The sequence below is a fragment of the Sorangium sp. So ce375 genome (assembly GCF_051473855.1).
GTDB lineage: Bacteria > Myxococcota_A > Polyangia > Polyangiales > Polyangiaceae > Sorangium.
Window position 1 is genome coordinate 10114086 of record NZ_CP150335.1, and the last position, 23349, is coordinate 10137434.

General features: G+C 70.5%; 20 protein-coding genes. 11 read left to right on the forward strand and 9 right to left on the reverse strand.

Translation table 11 applies throughout. From position 1 onward, the window contains the following. Positions 1 to 95: 95 nt before the first annotated feature. On the reverse strand, positions 96 to 1508 hold the full coding sequence (gene glnA, locus WME90_RS37765; protein ID WP_437276926.1) for a type I glutamate--ammonia ligase: 1413 nt from the start codon (positions 1506 to 1508) through the stop codon (positions 96 to 98). A gap of 142 nt (positions 1509 to 1650) precedes the next feature. After that, the gene (locus WME90_RS37770) at positions 1651 to 1989 is read right to left on the reverse strand and encodes a P-II family nitrogen regulator (protein ID WP_012239819.1); all 339 of its coding nucleotides are present in this window, start codon (positions 1987 to 1989) and stop codon (positions 1651 to 1653) included. Positions 1990 to 2681: 692 nt separating this feature from the next. Between WME90_RS37770 and WME90_RS37775 the strand changes: the two genes are divergently transcribed. The 7 genes from WME90_RS37775 (at position 2682) to WME90_RS37805 (ending at position 13976) form a co-directional block, all read left to right on the forward strand. Beyond that, on the forward strand, positions 2682 to 5402 hold the full coding sequence (locus WME90_RS37775; RefSeq protein WP_437276927.1) for a serine/threonine protein kinase: 2721 nt from the start codon (positions 2682 to 2684) through the stop codon (positions 5400 to 5402). 4 nt (positions 5403 to 5406) lie between these two features. Further along, a complete protein-coding gene (locus WME90_RS37780; RefSeq protein ID WP_437276928.1) occupies positions 5407 to 5982 on the forward strand; it encodes a GNAT family N-acetyltransferase in 576 nt (191 codons plus the stop codon). Between the two features lie 86 nt (positions 5983 to 6068). After that, positions 6069 to 7631: a sensor histidine kinase gene (locus tag WME90_RS37785; protein WP_437276929.1), complete on the forward strand. Its 1563-nt coding sequence runs from the start codon at positions 6069 to 6071 to the stop codon at positions 7629 to 7631. Beyond that, a complete protein-coding gene (locus WME90_RS37790) occupies positions 7628 to 9547 on the forward strand; it encodes a sensor histidine kinase (protein ID WP_437276930.1) in 1920 nt (639 codons plus the stop codon). The genes WME90_RS37785 and WME90_RS37790 overlap by 4 nt, the downstream gene beginning before the upstream one ends. 83 nt (positions 9548 to 9630) lie before the next feature. Continuing rightward, complete coding sequence (gene ruvB, locus WME90_RS37795; protein WP_437276931.1) at positions 9631 to 10653, forward strand: Holliday junction branch migration DNA helicase RuvB; 1023 nt, start codon at positions 9631 to 9633, stop codon at positions 10651 to 10653. A 105-nt stretch (positions 10654 to 10758) separates the two neighbouring features. Next, entirely contained in the window at positions 10759 to 12780 is a 2022-nt protein-coding gene (locus WME90_RS37800) for a PAS domain S-box protein (protein ID WP_437276932.1), read from the forward strand. Continuing rightward, a complete protein-coding gene (locus WME90_RS37805; protein ID WP_437276933.1) occupies positions 12777 to 13976 on the forward strand; it encodes a sensor histidine kinase in 1200 nt (399 codons plus the stop codon). The genes WME90_RS37800 and WME90_RS37805 overlap by 4 nt, the downstream gene beginning before the upstream one ends. 92 nt (positions 13977 to 14068) lie before the next feature. Here WME90_RS37805 and WME90_RS37810 read toward each other — a convergent pair whose 3' ends face one another. The 7 genes from WME90_RS37810 to WME90_RS37840 form a co-directional block, all read right to left on the reverse strand. Next, entirely contained in the window at positions 14069 to 14587 is a 519-nt protein-coding gene (locus tag WME90_RS37810) for a hypothetical protein (protein WP_437276934.1), read from the reverse strand. Next, complete coding sequence (locus tag WME90_RS37815; RefSeq protein WP_437276935.1) at positions 14587 to 15312, reverse strand: anti-sigma factor family protein; 726 nt, start codon at positions 15310 to 15312, stop codon at positions 14587 to 14589. The genes WME90_RS37810 and WME90_RS37815 overlap by 1 nt, the downstream gene beginning before the upstream one ends. Then, positions 15309 to 16109, reverse strand: coding sequence for a sigma-70 family RNA polymerase sigma factor (locus WME90_RS37820; RefSeq protein WP_437276936.1), 801 nt, complete (start codon positions 16107 to 16109; stop codon positions 15309 to 15311). The genes WME90_RS37815 and WME90_RS37820 overlap by 4 nt, the downstream gene beginning before the upstream one ends. A 107-nt stretch (positions 16110 to 16216) precedes the next feature. Next, on the reverse strand, positions 16217 to 17263 hold the full coding sequence (locus tag WME90_RS37825; protein WP_437276937.1) for a S1C family serine protease: 1047 nt from the start codon (positions 17261 to 17263) through the stop codon (positions 16217 to 16219). Positions 17264 to 17364: 101 nt separating this feature from the next. Continuing rightward, positions 17365 to 17667 carry a DUF1844 domain-containing protein gene (locus tag WME90_RS37830; RefSeq protein WP_437276938.1) on the reverse strand — a complete coding sequence of 101 codons (303 nt, stop codon included), beginning with the start codon at positions 17665 to 17667 and terminating at the stop codon, positions 17365 to 17367. Then, positions 17664 to 17894 (reverse strand): hypothetical protein, encoded by a 231-nt coding sequence (locus WME90_RS37835; protein ID WP_437276939.1) that lies wholly within the window; start codon positions 17892 to 17894, stop codon positions 17664 to 17666. Before WME90_RS37835 ends, WME90_RS37830 begins: the two co-directional genes overlap by 4 nt. 40 nt (positions 17895 to 17934) lie before the next feature. Then, a complete protein-coding gene (locus WME90_RS37840) occupies positions 17935 to 18636 on the reverse strand; it encodes an FKBP-type peptidyl-prolyl cis-trans isomerase (RefSeq protein WP_437276940.1) in 702 nt (233 codons plus the stop codon). On the opposite strand from WME90_RS37840, the gene WME90_RS37845 reads away from it, so the two are divergent. The 4 genes from WME90_RS37845 to WME90_RS37860 are packed head-to-tail and all read left to right on the forward strand — an operon-like array spanning position 18635 to position 23327. After that, positions 18635 to 20077 carry an efflux RND transporter periplasmic adaptor subunit gene (locus WME90_RS37845; RefSeq protein ID WP_437276941.1) on the forward strand — a complete coding sequence of 481 codons (1443 nt, stop codon included), beginning with the start codon at positions 18635 to 18637 and terminating at the stop codon, positions 20075 to 20077. The two genes, WME90_RS37840 and WME90_RS37845, sit on opposite strands and share 2 nt — an antisense overlap. Positions 20078 to 20113: 36 nt before the next feature. Beyond that, positions 20114 to 20881, forward strand: a complete 768-nt coding sequence (locus tag WME90_RS37850) for an ABC transporter ATP-binding protein (protein ID WP_437276942.1) — start codon at positions 20114 to 20116, stop codon at positions 20879 to 20881. Next, positions 20878 to 22098, forward strand: coding sequence for an ABC transporter permease (locus tag WME90_RS37855; protein ID WP_437276943.1), 1221 nt, complete (start codon positions 20878 to 20880; stop codon positions 22096 to 22098). The genes WME90_RS37850 and WME90_RS37855 overlap by 4 nt, the downstream gene beginning before the upstream one ends. After that, positions 22095 to 23327: an ABC transporter permease gene (locus WME90_RS37860; protein ID WP_437276944.1), complete on the forward strand. Its 1233-nt coding sequence runs from the start codon at positions 22095 to 22097 to the stop codon at positions 23325 to 23327. Before WME90_RS37855 ends, WME90_RS37860 begins: the two co-directional genes overlap by 4 nt. The last annotated feature ends 22 nt before the right edge of the window (positions 23328 to 23349 follow it).

Consider the following 23349-nt stretch of genomic DNA (forward strand, 5'->3'; position numbering starts at 1 on the left):
CAGGACGGCGAGCGTCGAAGAGAGCGGGGCAGCGAGGATCACAGCGCAATTTTCTCTTGCGCCGGCGCCTGCGCTGCCCTCGGGGAGGGGGGCGATCAGACGTCGTAGTAGAGGAAGAACTCGTGCGGGACCGGGCGGAGCCGGACCGCGTCGACCTCGCGCTCGCGCTTGTAATCGAGCCAGGTCTTGAGGATGTCGCGGGTGAAGACGTCGCCGCGGAGCAGGAACTCGTGATCGCGCTCGAGGGCGCCGAGCGCCTCGTCGAGCGAGCCCGGCATGTGCGGCACTTCCTTCAGCTCCTCGGGCGAGAGCGCGTAGATGTCCTTGTCGAGCGGGTCGCCCGGATCGATCCGGTTCTGAACGCCGTCGAGGCCGGCCATCATCATGGCAGCGAAGGCGAGGTACGGGTTGCAGCTCGCGTCCGGGAAGCGGACCTCGATGCGGCGGCCCTTCGGGCTGTTGCCTGGGGCCAGCGGGATGCGGATCGACGCCGAGCGGTTGCGGCTCGAGTACGCGAGGTTCACGGGCGCCTCGTAGCCCGGGACGAGCCGGCGGTAGCTGTTCGTCGTCGGGTTGGTGAGCGCGGCGAGCGCCTTTGCGTGCTTCAGGATGCCGCCGATGTACCAGAGGCCCGTGTCGGACATCCCGGCGTAGCCGTCGCCGGCGAAGAGCGGCTTGCCCTCCTTCCAGAGCGACTGGTGGCAGTGCATGCCGCTGCCGTTGTCGCCGTAGAGCGGCTTCGGCATGAACGTCACCGACTTGCCGTTCTTGCGGCCGACGTTCTTGATGACGTACTTGAACCACATGAGGTTGTCGGCCATCGCCGTCAGCGTCGAGAACTTGATGCCGATCTCGCACTGGCCGGCCGACGCCACCTCGTGGTGACCGACCTCGACCGCGATGCCGGTCTCGATCAGCGTGGACATCATCTCCCCGCGCAGATCGCCGAGCGTGTCGGTCGGCGCGACGGGGAAATAGCCCTCCTTCGACCGGATCTTGTGCCCGAGGTTCGGGCCCGCCTTGCCGGCGTTCCAGACCGCCTCGTCGCTGTCGATCTCGTAGAAGGCGCCGCGCTGCGAGCTCTCGTAGCGGACCGAGTCGAAGACGAAGAACTCGGCCTCGGGCCCGAAGTAGGACGTGTCGGCGATGCCGCTCGCGCGGAGGTGGTTCTCGGCCTTCTGGGCGATGTACCGCGGGTCGCGGCCGTAGGGCTGGCCGGTCACCGGGTCGCTGATCTTACAGATCATGCTCAGCGTCTTCTGGGCATGGAACGGGTCGAGCTTCGCCGTCGACGGATCGGGCGTCATCAGCATGTCGCTCGCGTTGATCGGCTGCCATCCGCGCACCGACGAGCCATCGAAGCCGATCCCCTCCTCGAAGAGATCCTCGTTCAGGCGGGACGCCGGGATGGTCGTGTGCTGCCAGATGCCGGGCAGATCGATGAACTTCAGATCGACAAATTTTACGTCGTTTTCCTTCGCAAACGCGACGACATCTTTCGCCTTCATGATCTTCTCTACCTCGCTGACTCGCTGCTCTCGCTGTATGTGACTCGACGGTGCTCGTGCTCGCTTCGCGCTTCTTGCTCCTCGAGCCTCGAGCCTGTGACCCGCCTCGAATGCCTCTGACGCTCTGCCGGCGGCGCGCCTCCTAGATGGCGTCCTCGCCGCGCTCCCCCGTCCGGATCCGAACGGCTTCCTCGACGGGGACGACGAAGATCTTTCCGTCGCCGATCCGGCCCGTCTTGGCGCTCTTCTCGATGGCGTCGATCACGTCGCTGACCATGCTGTCCGGCACGACGATGTCGACCTTCACCTTCGGCACGAAGTCGACGACATACGCCGACCCGCGATAGACCTCTTTCTTGCCGCCGGTCCGACCGAAGCCCTTTACCTCGGTCACCGTCATGCCCTGAATCCCGACCTCGGCGAGGGCGTCCTTGACCTCGTCGAGCTTGAACGGCTTGATGATCGCCTCGACCTTTTTCATTGCGCACGCCTGTGGTGACCGGGTGCCCGCCAGGGTAGAAAACCCGTGCGCTCACCCGAAAGGCCCCGCCGGAGCAGAGCCGGTAAAGGGGGGACGCCTCCGCCGGCGGCCTCCCATCGATGTGCCGGGCGCCGCCCGGCTTCCGATCCGTGACGGGGGCGGCCCTGTCGACCGAGCCTTGCCCCGACACTGTCAACGACTCAGGGACCCATCCAGCAGAGCCGGATCGGCGACCCTTCACCCCGGACGCTGGCGCGCGACCGAAGGTCCAGGCTGGTGTACCCAAGCTCATGTTTCCGGAATGTTTCGCGCATCGTGCGTGCGTGAGAAAAGTGCATCGGGCGTCCGAAAATCGGAGCCCGCTTACTTTTTTACACTGCGCAACCCGTACGCTGCAGAGCTCGCCTGCGCGGTGTCGGCGCCAGGGGTGCTCCGTCACTTACTGAAGTAGCGGCAGCACCGGGGGGTGGAGCGCGGTTCCGTCACGACGGCACCGGAGGCGGGCCTCCTTCATGCGGCCCGGGGTGGAATCCGCTTCCACGGTGCCGTCCTGGAACGGCTGAGCTCGCTCCTGCGGCGCCGGTGGCGGGGCGGGGCCCCTCCCTGACAGGTCATGCCGCGCTCGCCTTGTTCTTATGACGCGGCTCGAATAGGCTGCGCTGGCGAATCCAGTCGCGGGACAGCCCTGCCTGATGGCTTTGCCGAACAAAGCGAAGATCCCGGTAGGCACGGTCCTCGCCGGAAAATACCGCATCACACGCGAGATCGGGCGCGGCGGCATGGCTGCCGTGTACGAGGCCGAGCACATCGACATCGGCAAGCGCGTGGCGATCAAGGTGCTCGCCCAGGAGCTGACGACCTCAGCCGTCGTGGTCGAGCGCTTCCTCCGCGAGGCCCGGGCCGCCGCGTCGATCCGCAGCCCCTTCATCTGCGACGTCTACGACTCCGGCAAGCTCGACGACGGGCGCCCCTTCCTGGTGCTCGAGCTCCTCGAAGGCGAGTCGCTGTACGAGCGGATGACCGTCATCAGGTACCTCGACCCCGAGACCACCGTCACGGTGGTGTCCCAGGTGTGTCGAGGGCTCACCAAGGCGCACGCCGCCTCGATCGTCCACCGCGACCTCAAGCCGGAGAACATCTTCCTCACGAAGGACGAGGAGGGTCGGCTCTGCGCGAAGATCCTCGATTTCGGCCTCGCGAAGTTCTACGCGCCGGTCGATGGAGGCGACGCGCAGGCGCGCCTCACCCGCGAGGGCGCGGTCTTCGGAACGCCGGCGTACATGAGCCCGGAGCAGGTGCGCGGCCAGGGAGCGGTCGATCACCGCGCGGATCTCTGGGCGCTCGGCTGCATCACCTACGAGTGCCTCACCGGCCGCACCGTCTGGCAGACCGAGCAGGGCGTCGCGATGACGTTCGCGCAGATCGCCAACGCGCCCTTGCCGCAGCCCGCGGCGCTCCGCCCGGATCTCCCGGCGAGCTTCACCACGTGGTTCGAGAAGGCGCTCGACCGCTCGATCGATCGCCGGTTCCAGACCGCGAAGGAGTTCGCCGACGAGCTGTCGGTCGCGCTCGGCGTCGCGCAGCCGACCCGCGGCGCGGAGCCGTCGCAGGTGGGGCTCGCCGCGACGAACGGCGACGCGCCGATCGACCTCTCGTTCGACCCGCCTGGGGTCGTCCGTGTGACCCCCAACGAATCGCGGCGGACCGTACCGTCGGGGCCGGCGGAGCGCGGCGGGGGTGACCCGCTCGCCGGGCTCGACAGCCCGGGCCCGCACGGCGCCGCGACGGCCGGGCGCGTGAGCCAGGGCGCGGGGCAGCAGATCACGTTCTCCGGGGGCTCGGGCGAGACCTCGGTCCCCGATCCGCTGGCGCACGCATCGCCGCCGAAGCGAGGCGGCGCCGGTCGCGCGCTCGTCCTGTTCGGCGTGCTCGCGCTCGTCGCGGGCGGCGCGTACGCGGGGTACCGCCAGTTCCTCAAGCCGACGGCCCTGCCGCCCGTCTCGTCCAGCACCGCAGGACCGCCGGCCACCGGCGCCCCCTCGGCCTCGGCCGCGACAAATGTGCCGGCGCGCGCCGACGCCCGCGTCGAGCCGCCCGGCCTGGCGTGGCCGCCGCTCGTCGCGCAGGCGCAGGAGGCGGTCTCCGCCGGCGATCTCAAGGCGGCGGTCAGGCTGCTGAAGGACGCTCAGGAGAAGGGCAACCACGCCGTCCCGCGCACCCTGCTCGAGCACGTGCAGGTCGCCCTGAAGGACGCGAGCGGCAAGGCGCCTTGCGCGCTCACCGGCCTCGCGAGGCCGCGCACGCACGATCTCGTGCGCGAGGGCGGCCGCGCCGTCGGGGCAAGCCGGCCCTCGATCGCGCTCGGGCCGCGCGGCGCGGTGGTCACCTGGACGGACTCGCACGAGGGCACCGAGCACGCGTACACGACGACGCTGGACGGCGCGTTGCGGCCGTCGTCGCCGGCGCTCGACGTGACGCCGGAGGGCCGCGCCATCGGGCGCCCCGAGCTGACCTCCACCGGCGATCGGCTTGTGCTCACGTACTGGGACGGCAAGGGGCCGGAGGCCGGGGTGCACGTGCGCTGGCTCGACGCCAACGGCCGGATCGACGGCCCCGCCGTCATGGTCGCGCCCTTCCCTCGTGGAGGGAACTCGTGGCCCTCGCTCGCGCGCTCCTCCGAGGGGTTCCTGATCGCGTGGTCGGACGACGGCGACAACGCCTCCGAGGACCTCTTCATGCGCCGCCTCTCGCCGAACCTCGATCCGATGGGCGACATCATCCGGCTGACCGACGTCACCCCGACGGGCCCCTCGAAGCCGCGCGTCCGCTTCCCCTCGGTGGCGGTGACGAACGACGCGATGCACGTCGCCTTCCGCTTCGATCGCGAGCCGACGCGGGTCATCCAGTACATGCGCCTCGCGCTCGCGAACGCCGGCAAGGGGCTCCCGCCGGCCAGCCCCGGCAAGCGCGCCGACCGCGCGCTCGGCGATCTGTCGCTCGTGAACAGCGATCGGGTCCGGAGCGACAGCCCCTCGCTCGCCTGCGGCGCGAGCGGCTGCTTCGTCGTCTGGCACGGCGAGGCGCCGCTCGGGGGTGCATCGGCCGCTTACATCGATCCGGCCAAGGGCCAGCCGCTCTGGCGCAAGCGGTTCTCGAAGGCGGGCGCGCGCCCGTCGATCGCGATCGCACCGAGCGGCCAGGCCCAGCTGGTCTGGTTCGAGCAGGGCCGCATGATCACCGCGTCGATCACCCGCGACGGCATCGGCGCGCCCACGAAATTCGCCCGCGTCAGCGGCGATCAGCCGGCGCCCTCGATCAGCCCCGGCGCGAAGCCCGGAGAGTGGTATGTCGCCTGGCTTGACTACGAGGCGGGTCATCTCGAGCCCTACGCCGCCCGCATCCAGTGCCGGTGACCCCATGCTCATCCTCCCACCTCGAAGCGAGGTCCGCGCCCGCCCCATCGAGACCGAGCGGCTGATCCTCGTGCCGATCGACCCGTCCGACGGGCCCGAGCTCTGGCTCGCGGTCAACGGCTCGCGCGCCTACCTCCAGCGCTGGCTGCCCTGGGTGCAGTTCCACACGGATCCGGCCGCGAGCGTGCGCTTCGCCGAGGCGTGCGCCGCCGACTGGGATCACGGCAGGGCGCTGCGCTTCGTCATCCGCGAGCGCGCGCACCGCTCGCTCGCCGGGGTGGTCGGGCTCGAGGCGTGCGTACACCTGCACCGCTCCTGCGAGCTCGGTTACTGGCTCCGCAAGGAGGCGACCGGGCGCGGCCTCATGACGGAAGCCGCGAGGGCCGCGCTCGGGTTCGCGTTCGGCCACATGGGCGCGCACCGCGTGCGCGTTGCGGCCGCGACGGACAACCACCCTTCCCTCGCGGTCATCGGCCGGCTCGGCTTCCGCTTCGAGGGCATCGCCCGGCAGGCCGAGTGGTGCGATGGCCGCTGGCTCGACCACTCCGTCTTCGCGCTCCTGGCGACCGATCCCAGGTGAGGCCCGTCCACGAGGGCGCTCGCGCGCTCCGGGCGCCCGAGGTGGCCCGTGCGCCGCCCGAAGCGCGCTAGCATCCTGACTCCGCCGTGGCCCGCCGTCGTCGCCTCATCCGCTGGCCCCGCGGCACGACGCCGCTCGTGCCGCTCGCGCCTGCGATCGTAATCGTCGTGGGGATCGCCACGGCGGTGGCGATCGCGCTCATAGGCATCGGCCAGCTCGCGAAGATGAGCGATCAGGCCGCGAGCCTGCGCGCCGAGGTGCTGGCCGCGACGCTCTCGGCGCGGCTCCGCGGGACCATCGAGGGGGAGCGGGCAGCGTTCCTGGGGGAGGCGGCGCGGCGGGCAGGGTCGGAGATCCTGCTCGTCGAGCAGGGCGGCCACGTGCTGGTCAACGAGAGCTTCGGCGTGCCGTCCAGGGCCGGCATCGTCCAGATGCTCACGAAGGGCAAGGGTGAGACGACGACCTCGCTAGGCCGCGTCCGGTTCGCGGCGCGCCCGCTGCACCCGCCGCTCTCCCACCTCTCGGTGCTCACCTTCGTCTCCGCGCCGACCCCGCCGCCCGACTCGCTCGCCCTCGGCAACGCCGTCGCGGCGCTCACGATGCTGCTGCTCGGCGTGGCGGTCGCGGTCGCGCTCTCGTTCACCAAGTCGGCGCGCGATGACGTCGACTACCTGCGCGAGCGCATCACGGCCATGGCGCGCGGACAGGGACAGGGCGCGTCGCCCACCGACGTGATCCAGGCCGAGCCCGTGCCGATCAGGTCGCTCGACCAGGTCGGCCTCCTGACGGCGGCCTTCAACCTCCTGATCACCCGCTTCGCCGCGGCGGAGCGCACCTACCGGGCGGACCTCCAGCAGGCCTCCGCGATGGACCGCGAGCGCTCGGCGTTCCTCGCGGGGCTGAGCCACGAGCTCCGCACGCCGCTCAACGCCATCCTCGGGTTCGCGCACGTCCTGGAGAGCGAGGTCGACGGGCCGCTCAGCCAGGACGCGCGCGAGGCGCTGTCGGTCATCCGGCAGAGCGGCGAGCACCTGCGCACGCTCATCGACGACATCCTCGACCTCTCGGCGCTCGAGACGGGCAAGCTCCAGCTCTCCCGCCGCGCCGTCAACCTCCGCGCCCTCGTCGACCAGGTGATGCGGGAGGCGTCCGCGGCGGCGCGCGACAAGCCCCTCCAGCTCCGCGTCACCGGGGACCACGCCCTGGTCGCGCACGCCGATCCGCGGAGGGTGCGGCAGATCCTGACGAACCTCATCTCGAACGCCGTCAAGTTCACTGCGCGCGGCTCGGTGACGGTCAACATCACGGGGCGCGGCCGCTACGCGGCGATCGTCGTCCAGGACACCGGCCCCGGCATCCCGCCAGAGGAGACGTCGGCGGTCTTCGAGGAGTACCGGCAGACCGGCGACGTGCGCTCCCGCCGGGCGGGGACGGGGCTCGGGCTCTCGATCGCGCGGCGCCTCGTGCTCATGCACGGCGGGACGATCCAGCTCGAGAGCGAGCTCGGGCGGGGCTCGACCTTCACGATCACCCTGCCGATGCTGATCACTCAGCAGCCCTTGTTCGCGCCGACCCCGCCCGCGCCCGACGTGGCGGCGCCGCCGGTGAACGACCCCGGCGCCGGCGGCCCCCCAGGGAGGATCGCATGACCGAGGAGCGCATGAGGGACGACGCGATCCACTTCGCGAGGCGCGTGCTCGTCCGCCAGGCCCTGGTCGGCGTCGCCGCGTTCGGGGCGATCGCGGCGCTCGCTCCGAAGCTGCTCATCCTGGAGCAGCGCGTCGCCGCGAGCGTGCTCTCGGTCGGCGGCAAGATCGCGCTCGTCGCGATCTGCGCGACCACGCTGCTGACGCTGCTCCGGCTGCGCACCCACCAGAACCTGCTGCGCGCGCTCGTGATCGGCTCGCGCGACATCGATCACGAGGAGCTCGATCGGTTCGCCGGGCTGCCGACCTCGCTGGCGCTGCGCTTCGTGCTGGCGAGCTCGACGATCTCGAGCCTGATGATGATCCCGGGGATCAGGCCGGAGAAGCTCGACGACGGCCGCGCCGTCAGCCTGCTCATCCTCGCGATCACGATCCTCAGCGCGTCCGCGATCCCGCACTACGTGCTGACGCGCGCCGCGGCGTTCAGCCTCTTCGAGATCAGCCCGGCCGAGGCGATCGGCGCCTTGCTCGAGACCGCCGAGCTTTACCAGACGCCGCGCCGACGGGTCACCTCCAAGCTGCTCCTGGCCGTCTCCGCGCCGGTGCTGCTCGTCGGCGTCGGGGCGGTGCTCATCGCGAACGCGCACCTCCAGACGTTCATCGAGCGCAGCCGGCGCACGACCGCGGGGCTCGTCGCGCGCACGGCGCTCGACCCGTCGCTCGGGGCCATCGACGCGGCCGGCCGCAACGACGTCGTGGCCTCCGCGGCGGAGTTCGGGTTCCTCGCGCGCGTGGAGCACGACTGCGTGGGCGCGGAGCCCTCTTTCGGCCGTGAAGCCGACGGGCAGATCGCCGTGATCACGCCGCTCGACTACGGCTGCGTCAACACCCGGTTCTCCGCCGACCTCGAGCCCTCCGCCGCGATCTGGGGCGCGCTCGTCGCGCTGCTCGCGGTGCTGGTCGCCGGCGCGCTCGGCAACCTGTTCGGGCGCGTCCTCGCGGCCGATCTCGTGCACGCCACGAAGCAGGTGCGCCTGCTCGGCACGGACAGCGTGCTGCGCGGCGCCACCCAGATCGCGCGCCCCGCCCGGTTCGCCGTCGTCGCCCGGCTCGGGCACGCCATCGAGGACCTCGCCGAGCGCTTCCGCGTCTTCGCCGCGGCGCAGGAGCGCGCGCTCGAGGCCCGAGAGGCGGCGCAGCGCATGCGCGGCCTCCTGTTCGCGAGCGTGAGCCACGACCTCAAGAGCCCGCTGAACGCGATCCTCGGGTTCGCCGAGCTCGTGGGGCAGGAGGATCTGACCCCCGCGCAGCGCGAGAGCCTGGAGCTCATCGCGACGCGCGGCCGGGAGCTCCTCGGCCTCATCGAGTCGATCCTCGACGCCGCCCGCGTCGAGGCCGGGCAGCTCACCCTCGAGCCTCAGCCGACGTCCGTCGGCTGGCTCATCGCGGGCGCGCTCCGCAAGGCGCGCGAGCTCGCGAGCGACGCTGGCGGGGAGGTCGTCATCGAGGTCGGCGACACCTTGCCGCTGATCCCCGTCGATCAAGCGTACGCGACGCGCGCGATCGCGGTTATCGTCGCGCACGCCCTCCGGACCGGCGCGGCCGACCCGTCGGCGCGCCTCGTTCGCCTCACGGCGACGATGGCCGGCGAGTTCAACAACGAGGTCCGCATCGACATCGAGTACGGCAGCCGCGACGTTCCTCCCGACGAGCTCGAGGCCCTGTTCAGCCGGCAGACCACGGCGCGCGGGCGCGGCCTGACGCTGGGCCTCAGCCATGCGCGGTCGGTGATCGAGCTCCACGGCGGCTCTCTCGAGGTGGACGGCGCCCCCGACGGCCGGCCGCTCTGCCGCGCTCGTCTGCCGCGCGTCCCGCCCCCTCGCCGCCCGCGCCTGTCCTCGGTCCCCGCGCTCGGCTGAGCTCGACCAGAGCCCCGCGCCGACCGGCGCTACCGCCGCGCGGATCGCTTCCCTTCGCCGCTTGCACGCGGTAACCCCGTGGCATGCCTGAACGGGCGCTCTCTCCTGCCGAGGCAGGCGACGACGATCGCTTCGACCGCCTCTTCCGGCCTGCCTCGCTCGCCGAGTACGTCGGTCAGACCAAGCACACGGAGAACCTCAAGGTCTTCGTCGAGGCCGCGCGCCGGCGGCGCGAGCCGCTGGATCACATGCTGTTCTGCGGCCCGCCCGGCCTGGGCAAGACCACGCTCGCCCACATCCTCGCCCGCGAGATGGGCGTCGCCCTCCACGTCACGAGCGGACCCGCGATCGAGCACAAGGGCGCGCTGGCCGGGCTGCTGACGAAGCTGGAGCGCAACGACGTGCTGTTCATCGACGAGATCCACCGGCTCACGCCGGCGGTCGAGGAGAGCCTCTACCCCGCGATCGAGTCGTTCAACATCGACATCATGACCGGCGACGGCCCGTACGCGACGACGATCCAGCTCGCGCTGAAGCCCTTCACGCTCGTGGGCGCGACGACCCGCACCGGGCTGCTCACCGCGCCGCTCCTGTCGCGCTTCGGCCACGTCGTCCGCCTCGACTTCTACCCCGTCGAGGAGCTCGAGCGCATCGTCCAGCGCAGCGCCGGCCTGCTCGACGTGCCGATCGACGCCGGGGGAGCGCGCGAGATCGCCGCGCGCGCGCGGGGGACCCCGCGCGTCGCGAACCGCCTCCTGCGCCGCGTCCGCGATTTCGCCGAGGTGCTGGGCAACGGCGCGATCACGATCGCGATCGCGCAGAAGACCGCGGAGCGGCTCGAGATCGACGCGGCCGGCCTCGACGAGATGGATCGCCGGCTCTTGCGCGTCATCATCGATCACTACGACGGCGGCCCGGTGGGCATCGACACCCTGGCCGCGGCGCTCAGTGAGCCGCGCGACACGATCGAGGACGTGTACGAGCCGTTCCTGCTCCAGCAGGGCTTCGTCGGCCGCACGCCGCGCGGCAGGGTCGCGACCCGTCGCGCCTACGAGCACCTGGGCATCGCGGCTCCGGCGACGAAGCAGGGGGATCTCTTCTCCTGATCCCACGCCGCGCAGGCCGCGCAATGCAGTGCGCAACACGCGCCAGCACGCGCCGACGCCCGGAATTCTCTCATCGCTCCAGCCTGGAATCGCTAAGCTTAGCCTGTGCCTCGCCGTGATCCTGTGCTCGTCGTGGACGACGACGCCGTCAGCCGGCAGATGTTGCTGCACGCGCTGGCCGACGCCGGCATCGAGGCCGTCGCCGTCACGTCGGGCGCGGACGCGCTCGCGTGGCTCAAGGCGAGCGTGCCCGCGCTCGTGCTGCTCGATCTCGTGATGCCGCCCCCTGACGGCTACGTCGTCCTCAGCGCCGTGCGGGACGCCCCTCGGACGCAGGACGTCCCCGTCGTCGTGCTGACGGCGCTCGACGCGGACGAGGACGTCGCCCGCGCCTTCGAGCTCGGCGCGGACGATTTCATCCGAAAGCCGTTCCGCCCCGCCGAGCTCATCGCGCGCATCCGCGGGCAGCTCCGGATCCGGGACTACGTCGACGCGCTCGCGCGCAAAGAGCACGACGCGAAGGTCGTCCTCGAGCTCACGCAGGCGCTCTCCTCGACGCTCGACTTCCGGAACATCCTCTTCACGGTCGTGCGGCGCATCGCCGAGGTGGCGCGCGTCGATCGCTGCAGCATCGTCCTCGTGCGCGACGGTGGCGACGTCGGCTACGTGGTCGCCGCGAGCGACGACAAGGAGCTGCGGGATCTGCCGATCGATCTCGGCAAGTACCCGGAGATCCAGCGCGTCATGCGCACGGGCGACGTGCTCGTGATCGACGACGCGAAGGCGCACCCGCTGTTCGACATCGTGCGCGCGGAGCTCCCGGAGAACGCCTTCCGCTCGCTGGCGCTCCTGCCGATCTTGTTCGAGGACAAGCCGCTCGGCGTGCTCTTCTTGCGCGGCCGCCAGCCGGTGGCCCCCCACGCGCACGAGCTCTCGCTTGCGCGCACGGTCGCGAGCGCCACAGCGATCGCCCTGCGCAACGCGCGCATCCTGCAGTCGCTCCGCGATCAGACGCAGCAGAGCACCTTCGCCCGGTTCGAGGCCGAGCGCCGGCTGAAGGCGCTCCAGCGCTACGCCGACTTCTTCTATTCGACGGCCGACGGCATCATCGTCGTCGATCCCGACGGCCACATCCTCTTCTCCAACCCGCGCGCGCAGACGATCACCGGGCGCACGGCCGAGGACCTAGAGAGGGCGAACCTGGCCGATCTCGTCGACGCCCGCGAGCACCCCCTCCTCGAGGAGATCCGGGCCGGCTTCGCCACGGGATCGTTCCCGCACATGGTGGACTTCACCGTGAGGCGGGGCGAGCACGAGCGGCTCATCCTGAGCTTCAGCTTCAGCAGCGTCCTTCGCGAGGAGAGCGGCGCCGTCCTGGTCAGCTTCCGCGACGTCACCACGGAGCGCGCCACCGAGGCGGAGCTCACCAAGACCAAGGAGTTCCTGGAGCGCGTCATCGACAGCTCTGTCGACGCGATCGTCTCGGCCAACATGGAGGGCGTCGTCCTGCTCTTCAACCGCGCCGCCGAGCGGATCTACGGGTATGACGCAAAGGAGGTCGTCGGCGTGATGAACGCCCGCGCGCTCTACCCCGACCACAACGCCGAGCAGATCATGAGGCTCATCCACGCGAAGGAGCACGGCGGCCCCGGCCGGCTCGAGGGCTACCGGACCGAGGTCCTGGCCAGGGACGGGTCGCGCATCCCGGTGCACCTCTCCGCGGCGCTGATCTTCGAGAACGGCGTCCCGGTCGGCTCCGTCGGCATCTTCACGGATCTGCGGGAGCGGATGCGGATGGAGGCTCGCCTCACCGAGGCGCAGGAGGAGCTCCGCGCTCGCGAGAAGCAGGCCATCATCGCCGAGCTCGCGGGCGCGGCCGCGCACGAGCTGAACCAGCCGCTCACCAGCGTGCTCGGCTACGCCGAGCTGATCTGCCGCCGGATCGACGACGCGTCGCCCATCAAGGGAGCCGCGACCACGATCCGCAGCGAAGCCGAGCGGATGGCGGAGATCGTCCGCAAGATCGGCAAGATCACCCGCTACGAGACGAAATCCTATGTCGGCGCCGCGAAGATCATCGATCTCGATCGGTCGAGCGGCGACGACCCGAACAGGGTGATCGGGTGAGCGGAAAGACCGCGGAGCGCCTGGGGGAGCAGCCGTTGTCCGACGCTCCCGTCACGCTCCGGAAGCCCCTCACCCGAGACATCCCGCTCGAGTGGGTGGACAGCCTGCTGATCGCGTCGAGCGAGCTGGATCCATCCGCCTCCATCGAGCAGCGCGCCTCGGCGCTGCTCGGCGCGGCCGCGAAGGTGCTCACGGCCTGCGGCCTCGGCGTCTACATCCCCGGCGCGACGGGTGCGCAGGTGGCCGTCCGGGTCTCGCCGCGCGCTCGCCGCGACGACGGCCGCGATCCGGCGCGGCTCCTCCCGGAGTTCGCGTTCGAGCGCGTCGTGGCCATCGAGCCCGGAGGTCGCTCGACGATGCACATCGCGGCCGACGACGCCGCGTACCTCGACAGCGCGCCGATCCAGGCGCTCGTCGATCGGCTCGTGCTCACCCTGGGAGCGTCGCTCCGCGAGGCCCGCGCGCACGAGTCGCTGCGCGCTCAGGTCATCCAGGCCGAGAAGCTGGCCTCGCTCGGGAAGATGGCCGCCGGCGTCGTGCACGAGCTCAACAACCCGCTCACCTCGATCCTCGCCTACTCCGAGTACCTGCGCCGCAAGGGCGAGCGCTGCGGCTTCGATCCCTCGGACATCGAGCGGCTCGCGAGGATCAACGACGCGGCGGATCGCATCCGCCGGTTCTCGCGCGATCTGATCGCCTACGCGCGGCCTTCGACCGAGAAGCCGGGCGCCGTCTCGCTCCACGACATCATCGAGCGCGCGCTCATCTTCTGCGAGCACCTCCTCGACCAGACGGGCGTCACCGTCGAGCGATGCTTCGGGGAGATCCCTCCGGTTTGCGGCGTCATCGACCCGCTCACGCAGGTGTTCGTGAACCTGTTCACGAACGCCGCGCACGCGATGCACGAGCACGGCGGCTGCCTCGGCATCGCCACCGCGATATCCCCGGAGGACGGCTACATCACGGTCACGATCCGGGACGACGGGCACGGGATCGAGCCCGAGCACCTGCCGAGGATCTTCGACCCCTTCTTCACGACGAAGACAGATGGCACCGGCACCGGGCTAGGCCTGAGCATCGTAAGGAACATCGTTGCCTCGCACGGCGGCAGCATCCGCGCGGACGCGCGCGCCCCGCGCGGGACGGTCTTCTCTCTCGATCTGCCGATCGCGCTGCCGTCCTCCGGCCGCCGCTGAGAAGGCGCGAGCTTCCCTCGGCGCAGAGCCTGCCCCGGTGGGGCGGACCGAGCCAGGCGTTTTGAGCGGGGCGCATCCTCGTGCGCCCCGCTCTAAGGCGCGACCTTGATGCCGAGCACGAGCACGCCGCCCATGTGCTGCTGACCTGCCACGAAGAAGTTCTCGCCGGCTTTGGCGTTCACCTCGAGCAGCGGCAGGAACGTGTTGCCGCGCGGCTGCTGGATGCTCGCGCTGATGACGAAGCGCCTCGGCTCGTCCTGCTTCTTCGCGGCCACCACGTCCTTCAGCGACACCATGAGGACGCTGCCGTTCGGCAGCTTCGTGGTGGTCGGCTTCCCCTTCTGCAGGCTGATCTTCAGCCGTTCGAGGAGCTTGTAGCTGTTGTACGCCGAGAACGGCGGCTTCCCGAGCTCGGGCATCTTGCCGATCTTCGGATCGATGCCGGTCCCGTCGTTCGTCGCGTGGAGGATCACGATCTCGGACGTGATCGTGGCGTCCGAGGGCGCCGCTTGCGCAGGGGCCGGCGCCTTCTCTTGCGCGACAACGGGGGAAGGGCTCACGCCGAGCGCCAGGACCATGGTCGCGGTGATCGCACTCGCAAGAAATCTCATCACTGTCCTCCCGGACCGTCATCGGAGAGCCAGACCACCGTGGTCGCCGGGCCTGAAGCCACGGCCTCTCTCGGGACGTAAAAGATGGTGCCCATGCGTGCCCCGAAATCGACCGCGGCGATCTCGACGCCGGGCTCGACCTCCCCTTCGACGCTCGGCGCGGCCGCGGGCTCCTTCGCCGGCGCCTCAGGCAACGCGGAGGGCGCAGCGGGCGGCGGGGCGAGCAACGCAGAGGGCGCCGACCTCGTCAGCTCCGCGGTGGGCGTCTCCACGCCCATCTTGCCCCAGACCATCAAGGCGGCCGCCGCCGCCACCGCGAGCGCCGTCAGCGCGAAGATCCCGCGCGCGTTGTCGTTCGCCGGCGATCCCTGGAGCCGCGCCCGGGCGCGGGGCGGATCGCCCGACGGCAGCGACGCGACAGGCCGCACGACGGAGTCCCCTTCTGCCCGCGCGACGCCCCCCTGCCCTTCGAGGATCTTCGCCATCACCCCATCGGCGATGCCGTCGGCCGCGCTGGAGGCCAGCGCGCTGTCCCGGACCATGTCGGCCGCGGTGACGAGCGCTGCGACCTTCGCTCGGCAACGCGGGTCGTGGAGCACGTACTCCTCCACCTGCCGGTGGCGAGCCTCATCGAGCTCACCGTCGACATAGAGCATCAGCTCCAGGTCCGTCGGCGGGACGCTCGCCTCTCCGTGATTCGCCTTGCTGCTGTTGGCGGTGCTCACGCGATCTCCTCCGGGTCCTCTGCTGGGGCCTTGCCCTCTTCCTCCGCGTAACAGTCCGCGAGGGCGCGCTGAAGCTTCTGACGGGCGTGGAACAGGCGGCTCATGATCGTCCCCTTCGAGACCCCCATGGCCTGAGCCATCTCCTCGTACGACATGCCCTCCACCTCCCGCATCAGGATCACGCCTCGGTGGTAGGGCGGCAGCGCGTCGAGCGCGGCCTGGATGCGCCCGGCGATCTCCCGGCGCCGGACGACGTTGAGGGGGTCCGCGCCGTCGATCCGAGCGACGAGCGGAAAGTCGGACTGCTCATCCGCCGCCTGGTTCTCCTGGAGCTCGAGGTCGCGGCGTCCCGGCTTGCGCATGAGGTCGATCGCCAGGTTCGTGACGATCCTGTAGAGCCAGGTGAAGAACGAGGAGCCCCCCTGGAAGGAGCCGAGGCCCTTGTAGACCCGGAGGAAGGCGTCCTGCACCAGCTCGCGCGCGTCGTTCTCGTCGCGGACGAGCCCCATCGCGATCGCGAACGCCCTGCGCTGGTGCCGTTCCACGAGCGAGCGGAACGCCGCCTGGTCCCCCTTCTGCGCCCGCTCGATGAGCTCACGATCTTCCTCCGCTTCCCGCCGTCGCGCCTCGCGATTGGACGCACGGGTGGAAGCGCTATTCAGGCGCGGGTGGAGCAGCTTCGCTTCGCGGTGGTCGCCCTCGGCGGACGGGTCGTCGCCTTCCGCATCGCCCTCGCCGGGATCGCCGGGAGGTGCGACGAGATCGAGCTCGTCCGGGGGGGAAGATACAGAGGCCACGGGGTCAGCTTACCTGAGGAGGTTGGGGTACGAGGGTCGTCGCGGAGCAGACGGCCACGCGCGGCGCGCGGCGGCCGGCGGACGTGCCGGGCGGCAGACGGCCCGGCTCACGGCTCCTCGGCCTCATCGCTGAGCTCGGGGAGCTCGCCCAGCGTGAGGCGGACATCGAAGACCCGCTCGAGCCGCGCGACGCGGAGCGTAACGATCTTGTTCACCCCGGCGATGCTGGCCATCCACCGGAGCTCGTTCGGGTCGGAAATGTTCTGTCCTTCGAAGCCGATGATCACGTCGTCCGGCGCGATTCCAGCCCGGTCCGCGGGTCCCCCTGCCACCACCGTCTTCACCCACGCCCCCTTTCGATCGGGGCGCTTGAGCCGCCCCGCCTCGATCGAGTTGAGGACGTCGACGATCACCCCGACCTGGCTGCGCCGGATCTTGCCGTCGCGCAGCAGCATCGGCAAAAGCTGCCGGACCATGTTGATCGGGATCGCGAACCCGATGTTGTTCGCGTTGGCGCGCACGGCCGCGTTGATACCGACCACCTCGCCCTTGAGGTTCAGGAGTGGGCCGCCGGAGTTGCCGGGGTTGATGCTCGCGTCCGTCTGGAGGAAGTTGAAGTAGCCGCTCGGGTCGAGCCCCTTCACGTCGTCCCGGGTGCGGCCCTTGGCGGAGAGGATGCCCGCCGAGACGGTGTGGGAGAGGCCGAAGGGGTTGCCGATCGCGACCACCCAGTCGCCGACCTCGATGGTATCCGAGTCGCCCAGGGGGAGCGACGGGAACCCCTTCTCCTCGACCTTCAGCACGGCGACGTCCGTGTGTTTGTCGCGGCCGATGACGGTCGCCTTGATGTCGCGGCCGTCGACGAAGCTCACGAGGATGTCGGTCGCCCCCTCGATGACGTGGTTGTTCGTCAGCAGGAAGCCCTCGGGATCATAGACGAAGGCCGTCCCGAGCCCCTCCGCGACCGTGCGACGGCGGCCGCCGGGGTGCTGCTGCCGCTCGACGCGCGCCTTGACCGTCGCGACCGCAGGATCGGCCCTGCGCGCGAGCGGCGCGAAGGAGCCGGGCATGCCCTCGGAGCGGACGATCGATGGAGGAGGCGGCGCGGTCGGGGGCGGCGGGACGGTCGCTACCGGCACGGGCCCTGTCGGCACGGCGGAGCTGCTTGCGCTGGAGGAGTGGCCAGGAGAGGCCTTGCTGCACGAGGCGACCAGCCAGGCGAGGAGGACCCACGAGAGAGCCCTGACGCCGGCGGTCACGATCGTTTCGAGACCTCGAGGTAGCGCATCCGCAGATCGTAGAGCGCCTGCTCGAGCAACCGCTCCTCGTCGCCCGAGAGATTCCCCTTCGTCTTCTCCTGGAGCAGCGACAGCAAATCGATGTCCTGATGCGCTAGGACCAGGTTCTGCTCTTCCCTGCCGTCAGGGCTGGGCGCGTCGCCGAGGTGCACGTAGGCGGAGCCAATGATCGACAACACGAACGTCGAGAAGTCGAGCGTCGGCAGCTCCGGAGGGCTCCCAAGCGGTGGGAGCTCCTCCCGATCCTTCGCGTCGCTCACTCGGACCCTTCGTCGTCGAGCTCGGGCTCGATCCGCGATCCCTGCGCTGACGCGCCGAGCGCCGGCTGATCGACGGCGATCCCCTCGGCCTGCTCCTCCAGATCCGGCAAGCTCGCGAGGTGCGCCTCGATGGTCCCCGCGTTGAGCGTCCCACTCGCCAGGAGGCGCTCGCGCACCCGGCGATCGAGCTGCAGCTCCGTCAGCTTGCCCTTCTCACCTACGGTCATGATGTGATCTCCTCGGACAACCCACCAGTTCGCGGCGGGCTTATGACGACTTCTTCGAGAGCGTCACGAGCACCTCCCCATCCCCGTGCTCGTGATGGTGGTCGTGGTCGTGGTCGTGGTCGTGGTCGTGACCGCAGCACCCCCCGCTCTCGGAATCCTCGATGCGCTCCTCGAGCTCGGCCTGCGCCTGCGCGATCTCTTCCTCGCTGGCGGCGCGCACGTCCTTGACCTGGACCTGAAAGCGCACCTTCTGGCCGGCCAGGGGGTGGTTCGTATCCACCCGGAAGCCCTCGGGGAGGATTTCGACGACCCGGAGCGCGACCGGCGAGCCGTCAGGCCCCTGGGCGACGAATTCGTCGCCGACCTCGACAGCACCCCCATCGGGGAAATCCGCCTTGTCCACGTCGAAGATGCCGGCGTCGTCGCGCTCGCCGAAGGCGTCTTCCGGCTCGACGGTGATGTCGCGTTGCTCGCCAGCGTGCAGCCCTTCCAGGGCGCGCTCCAATCCGGGCACGATCTGCGCATAGCCGTGCGTGTAGACGAGCGGCTCTGCGGTCGACGCCTCGTCCACCGTTTCACCGTTTTCGTTGAAAAGGACGTAGGACAGCGTGACGACCGTATCCGTTGCGATGGGCAGCGACTCCATGGTGCGGCGGTTGGTCTGCCACGGCGGTTCCGCGGTTTCAAGCGAGCCGCACCCGCGCGGCAGCGTGCTATGAGGACGTGCGATGGCGGACTCCATGGCTCGAGCGACCGGTCGCGACCCCCTCGGCGCGTCGCCCGCTGCTGCGCAGGCCACCGCGGGCAGGGAGGGCCTCCGTCCTGGAGAGGCGTCGCCAGGCGAGGCGGGACCGGCCTCGGCCGCTCCCGCCCCCCCCGGTGGCGCTGCAGCCCAGGGCCCGCGCGAGGGCGGCCCGCGTCCCCGGTCCGGGAAGGAGAGCCTGGAGCAGGAGCTCTCCCGGGTGGGCACGAAGCGCTGGCTCGGGCGGCTCGGCGTCCTCGCGACGATCGCAGCGGTCGTCGCGGGGCTCGTCGTGTGGAGGATCCGGACGAGGCCCCCGCCGCCGCCACGCTACGTCACGGGCGACGTCAGCACGGGCGACGTGCTCGAAGTCGTCCAGTCGACCGGGCAGGTCAAGCCGCTCACCGAGGTGCAGATCGGCGCTCAGGTCTCGGGGCGGATCACCAAAGTTTACGTGGATTTCAACAGCATCGTGAAGGCCGGCGACGTCCTGGCCGAGATCGATCCGACGCTCTTCGGGGCGCAGATCGACTCGAACCAGGCGCAGGTCGCGGCGGCGAACGCGAGCGTCGTGCGCTCCGAGGCCTCGCTGGGGACCGCCAAGCAACGGCTCGACCGCGCCAGGAAGATGGTTGCGGAGGGGGTGGGCTCGCAGGCCGATCTGGACACGGCGCAGGGCGCGTACGACGTGGCGCTCGCCGACATCGCCGCATCGAAAGCGCAGGTGGCGCAGCTCAGGGCGGTGCTCCGCTCCTCCACGACGAACCTCCAGTACACGCGCATCTTCTCGCCCATCGACGGGGTCGTCATCAGCCGCGCGATCGACCCCGGGCAGACCGTGGCGGCGAGCTTCCAGGCGCCCACGCTCTTCGTGATCGCCCAGGATCTACGCAAGATGCGCGTGCTCGCCGACATCGACGAGGCGGACGTCGGGCGGCTCCACGAGGGCATGGCGGCGGACGTGAGCGTCGACGCGTTCCCCGGCGAGACGTTCCGAGGGACGGTGAGCCAGGTGCGCTACAGCCCGTTGAACCAGTCCGGCGTCGTGACGTACGCGGCGGTCGTCGAGGTCGACAACCCCGACGTCAAGCTCCGGCCGGGGATGACGGCCACGGTGAGCATCCGGTCTGCCGAGGCCAGGGGGGTGCGGCGGCTGCCGAACGCGGCGCTCCGGTTCAAGCCGGCCCCGGCCCGCGACAAGGATGGCAAGGAGGTCAAGGCGCCGCCGCTCGAGCCGCTCCCGCCGAAGAAGGGCCGCGTCTACGTGCTGACCGACGCGACGCCGGGAGCGGAGAAGATCGAGCCGCGCGTCGTCGACGTCGGGATCACCGACGGCATCTTCACCGCGCTGGCGTCCGATCTCGGGCCGCTCAAGGTCGTCACCGACGAGAACGACGATCCTTCCGCGAGCGGCAGGGGGCGCGGCCCTCGGCTGTTCTGAGGCGTGATGCTGCCCCAGAGCCAAGGCGTCGCCGCGATGCCCCGAGACGAGCCGCTCATCGAGCTCTCGAGCGTCGGCAAGGACTACACGACCGAGGCCGTCATCGTGAGGGCGCTCCGGCACGTGGATCTGACCATCCAGCACGGCGATTTCGTCGCGATCGTCGGGCAGAGCGGCTCGGGCAAGAGCACCTTGATGAACATCATCGGGTGTCTGGATCGACCGACGCAGGGCACGTACCGCCTCGACGGCCTCGACGTCACCCGGCGCAGCAACGACGCGCGCGCGATCGTCAGGAACCGCCTGATCGGGTTCGTCTTCCAGGGCTTCAACCTGCTGCCGCGCACCACGGCGCTCGAGAACGTGGAGCTGCCGCTGGTCTACCGGGGCGTCGGCGTGGCGGAGCGGCGCAAGCGCGCGCTCGATGCGCTCGGCGCCGTGGGGCTGGCCGAGCGCCTGCACCACACGCCGAACCAGCTCTCGGGCGGGCAGCAGCAGCGCGTCGCCATCGCGCGGGCGCTCGTCACCTCACCGCCGCTGCTCCTCGCCGACGAGCCCACGGGCAACCTCGATACACGCACGAGCTACGAGGTGCTCGGGCTCCTGCAGCGGCTGAACCGCGGCGGGATCACGATCGTCCTCGTGACGCACGAGCCGGACATCGCGGCCTGCGCGAGCCGCGTGATCACGATGCGCGACGGCGAGATCCGCAGCGATCTCAGGAACGATAGCCCCGTCGACGCGGCGGCGGCGCTGGCCGCGCTGCCGCTCGCCGAGACGCACAGCGACGAGCTTTCGCCGTGAGGGGCTACCTCGCCGCCGTCCGGATCGCGCTGCGCGCCATCCTCCGCTCGAAGCTCCGCGCCGCCCTGACGGTGCTCGGCATCCTGATCGGCGTCTCGGCCGTGGTGATCGTGGTGGCGCTTGGGACGGGCGTGCGCAACCGCGTCCTGGGCGAGATCTCGGGCATGGGGGCGAGCTCGATCTACATCTTCCCGCAGTCGACGCAGGCGTCGGGGCTGCGGCGCCGCGAGAGCGCGAGGATGTCGGAGGCCGACGGGGTCGCGATCCTGAAGGAGTCGACGAGCGTGGCGACGCTGAGCCCGTTCAGCTCGACGTCGATGCAGGTCGTGGCCGGAGAGGCCAACGTCGCCACCCAGGTCATGGGCGTGACGCGGAGCTACCTGTCGATCCTCTCGTACGGCATCGGGATGGGAGACGGCTGGACCGAGGCCGACGAGCAGCTCAAGACGAAGGTCTGCCTGATCGGCGAGACCGTCCGGGAGAACCTGTTCGGCTCAGGCGAAGCCGTGGGACAGTACGTCCGGATCGGCAAGCACCCGTTCCGGGTGATCGGGGTGCTCGCGAAGAAGGGGCAATCGCCCTTCGGCGAGGACCAGGATGACCGGCTGCTGATGCCGATCGGCAGCTTCCGTTCACGGGTCGTACCGAGCGCGCCGGGCAGGGTGCAGATGCTCGTCGCGGCCGCCACGAGCGAGCGGACCGTCGATCGCGCAGTCGAGCAGATCGACAGGATCCTCCGGCAGCGCCACGAGATCGCGCCGGACGCCGAGCCGGACTTCGTGATCCGAACGCAGGCGGAGTTTCGAGCGTCCCAGGAGCGGATCCTGGACACCTTGACGATGCTCCTGTCCTCGATCGCCGCGGTGTCGCTCCTCGTCGGCGGGATCGGCGTCATGAACATCATGCTGGTCAGCGTCACCGAGCGGACGCGCGAGATCGGCATCCGCATGGCGATCGGCGCCTCCGAGGGCGACATCCTGGTCCAGTTCCTTGTCGAGGCCATCACCCTGTCGCTCATCGGCGGCGTGCTTGGGCTCGGCGCGGGGCTCGGCGTCATCAAGGCCCTCGCCGCGATGCTCGGCTGGAACATGACGTTGCCGGCCAGCGCGATCGTCGTCGCGGTGGGGACGAGCGCGACGATCGGGATCGTCTTCGGGTTCTTCCCCGCCCGCCGCGCGGCCCGTCAGGATCCCATCGCCGCGCTGAGGCACGAATGAGCGCCACGCTCACCCGCGTCTCCTCGGCGGTCGCGATCGCGCTGCGCGCCGTCCGCCGGAACAAGCTCCGCGCCGGGCTCACGATCCTGGGGATCACGATCGGCGTCGCGGCCGTCGTCATCGTCACGGCGCTGGCGAGCGGCGCGCGCGCCAACGTCAACGCGCAGATCTCGAACCTCGGCTCCAACTCGCTCATCGTCTTCGCCCGCTCCGCCCGCGCCTCGGGCGTCCGCAGCACCGCGGGCACAAAGCTCTCGGAGCTCGACGGCCAGGCGCTCGCGCGCGAGTCGACGAGCATCCGGCTCGTGGCGCCGTTCCTCCGGTCGAGCGCCCAGGTCATCTACGAGGGCCAGAACGCGAGCCCGACGCTCGTCGGGACGCGCCTTAACTACTTCGAGATCCGGAGCTGGAAGGTCGCGCAAGGAGAGCCGTGGAGCCCTGCCTCGGAGAACCTCTCCGAGAAGGTCGTCGTGCTCGGGGCTCAGACCGCGCGCGAGCTGTTCGGCTCTCTCGATCCGGTCGGCCGGACGGTGCGGATCGGCCGCCAGATGTACCGCGTGGTCGGCGTGCTGGAGGAGAAGGGGGCGTCGCCCTTCGGGCAGAGCCAGGACGAGATCGTGCTGATGCCCATCACCACGATGCGGTCGCACGTCGTCGCCACGCGGCCCGGAGAGGTTCACGCCATCTTGCTGAGCTCGACGTCGGCCGAGACGTCGGAGCGCGCCAGACAGCAGGCCGAGGCGATCCTCCGCCAGCGGCACCGCATCGGCGAGAACGACGAGGACGACTTCGCCGTCCGGAGCCAGGCGGAATTCCAGGCCATGCAGGACGCGATCTTCGCGGCGCTCTCGGCGTTGCTCGTCAGCATCGCGGCGGTGTCGCTCGTCGTCGGCGGCATCGGCGTCATGAACATCATGCTGGTCAGCGTCACGGAGCGCACTCGGGAGATCGGCATCCGGATGGCCATCGGCGCCCGGGAGATCGACATCCTGCTGCAGTTCCTGCTCGAGGCGCTCGTGCTCGCCACGCTGGGCGGCATCGTCGGCAGCGCGCTCGGATACGGCGTCATCCTCGGGTTCGCGAGCGCGCTCGGCTGGCCGATGAGGCTCGAGCCGACCGCGCTCGCGATCGCGCTCGGGGTGAGCACGGCGATCGGGCTCGTCTTCGGGTTCTTCCCGGCGCGGCGGGCCGCGCGGATGGATCCCGTGAACGCGCTCGGGCGGGAGTAATCGGGAGTAACTGGGGGTAAAT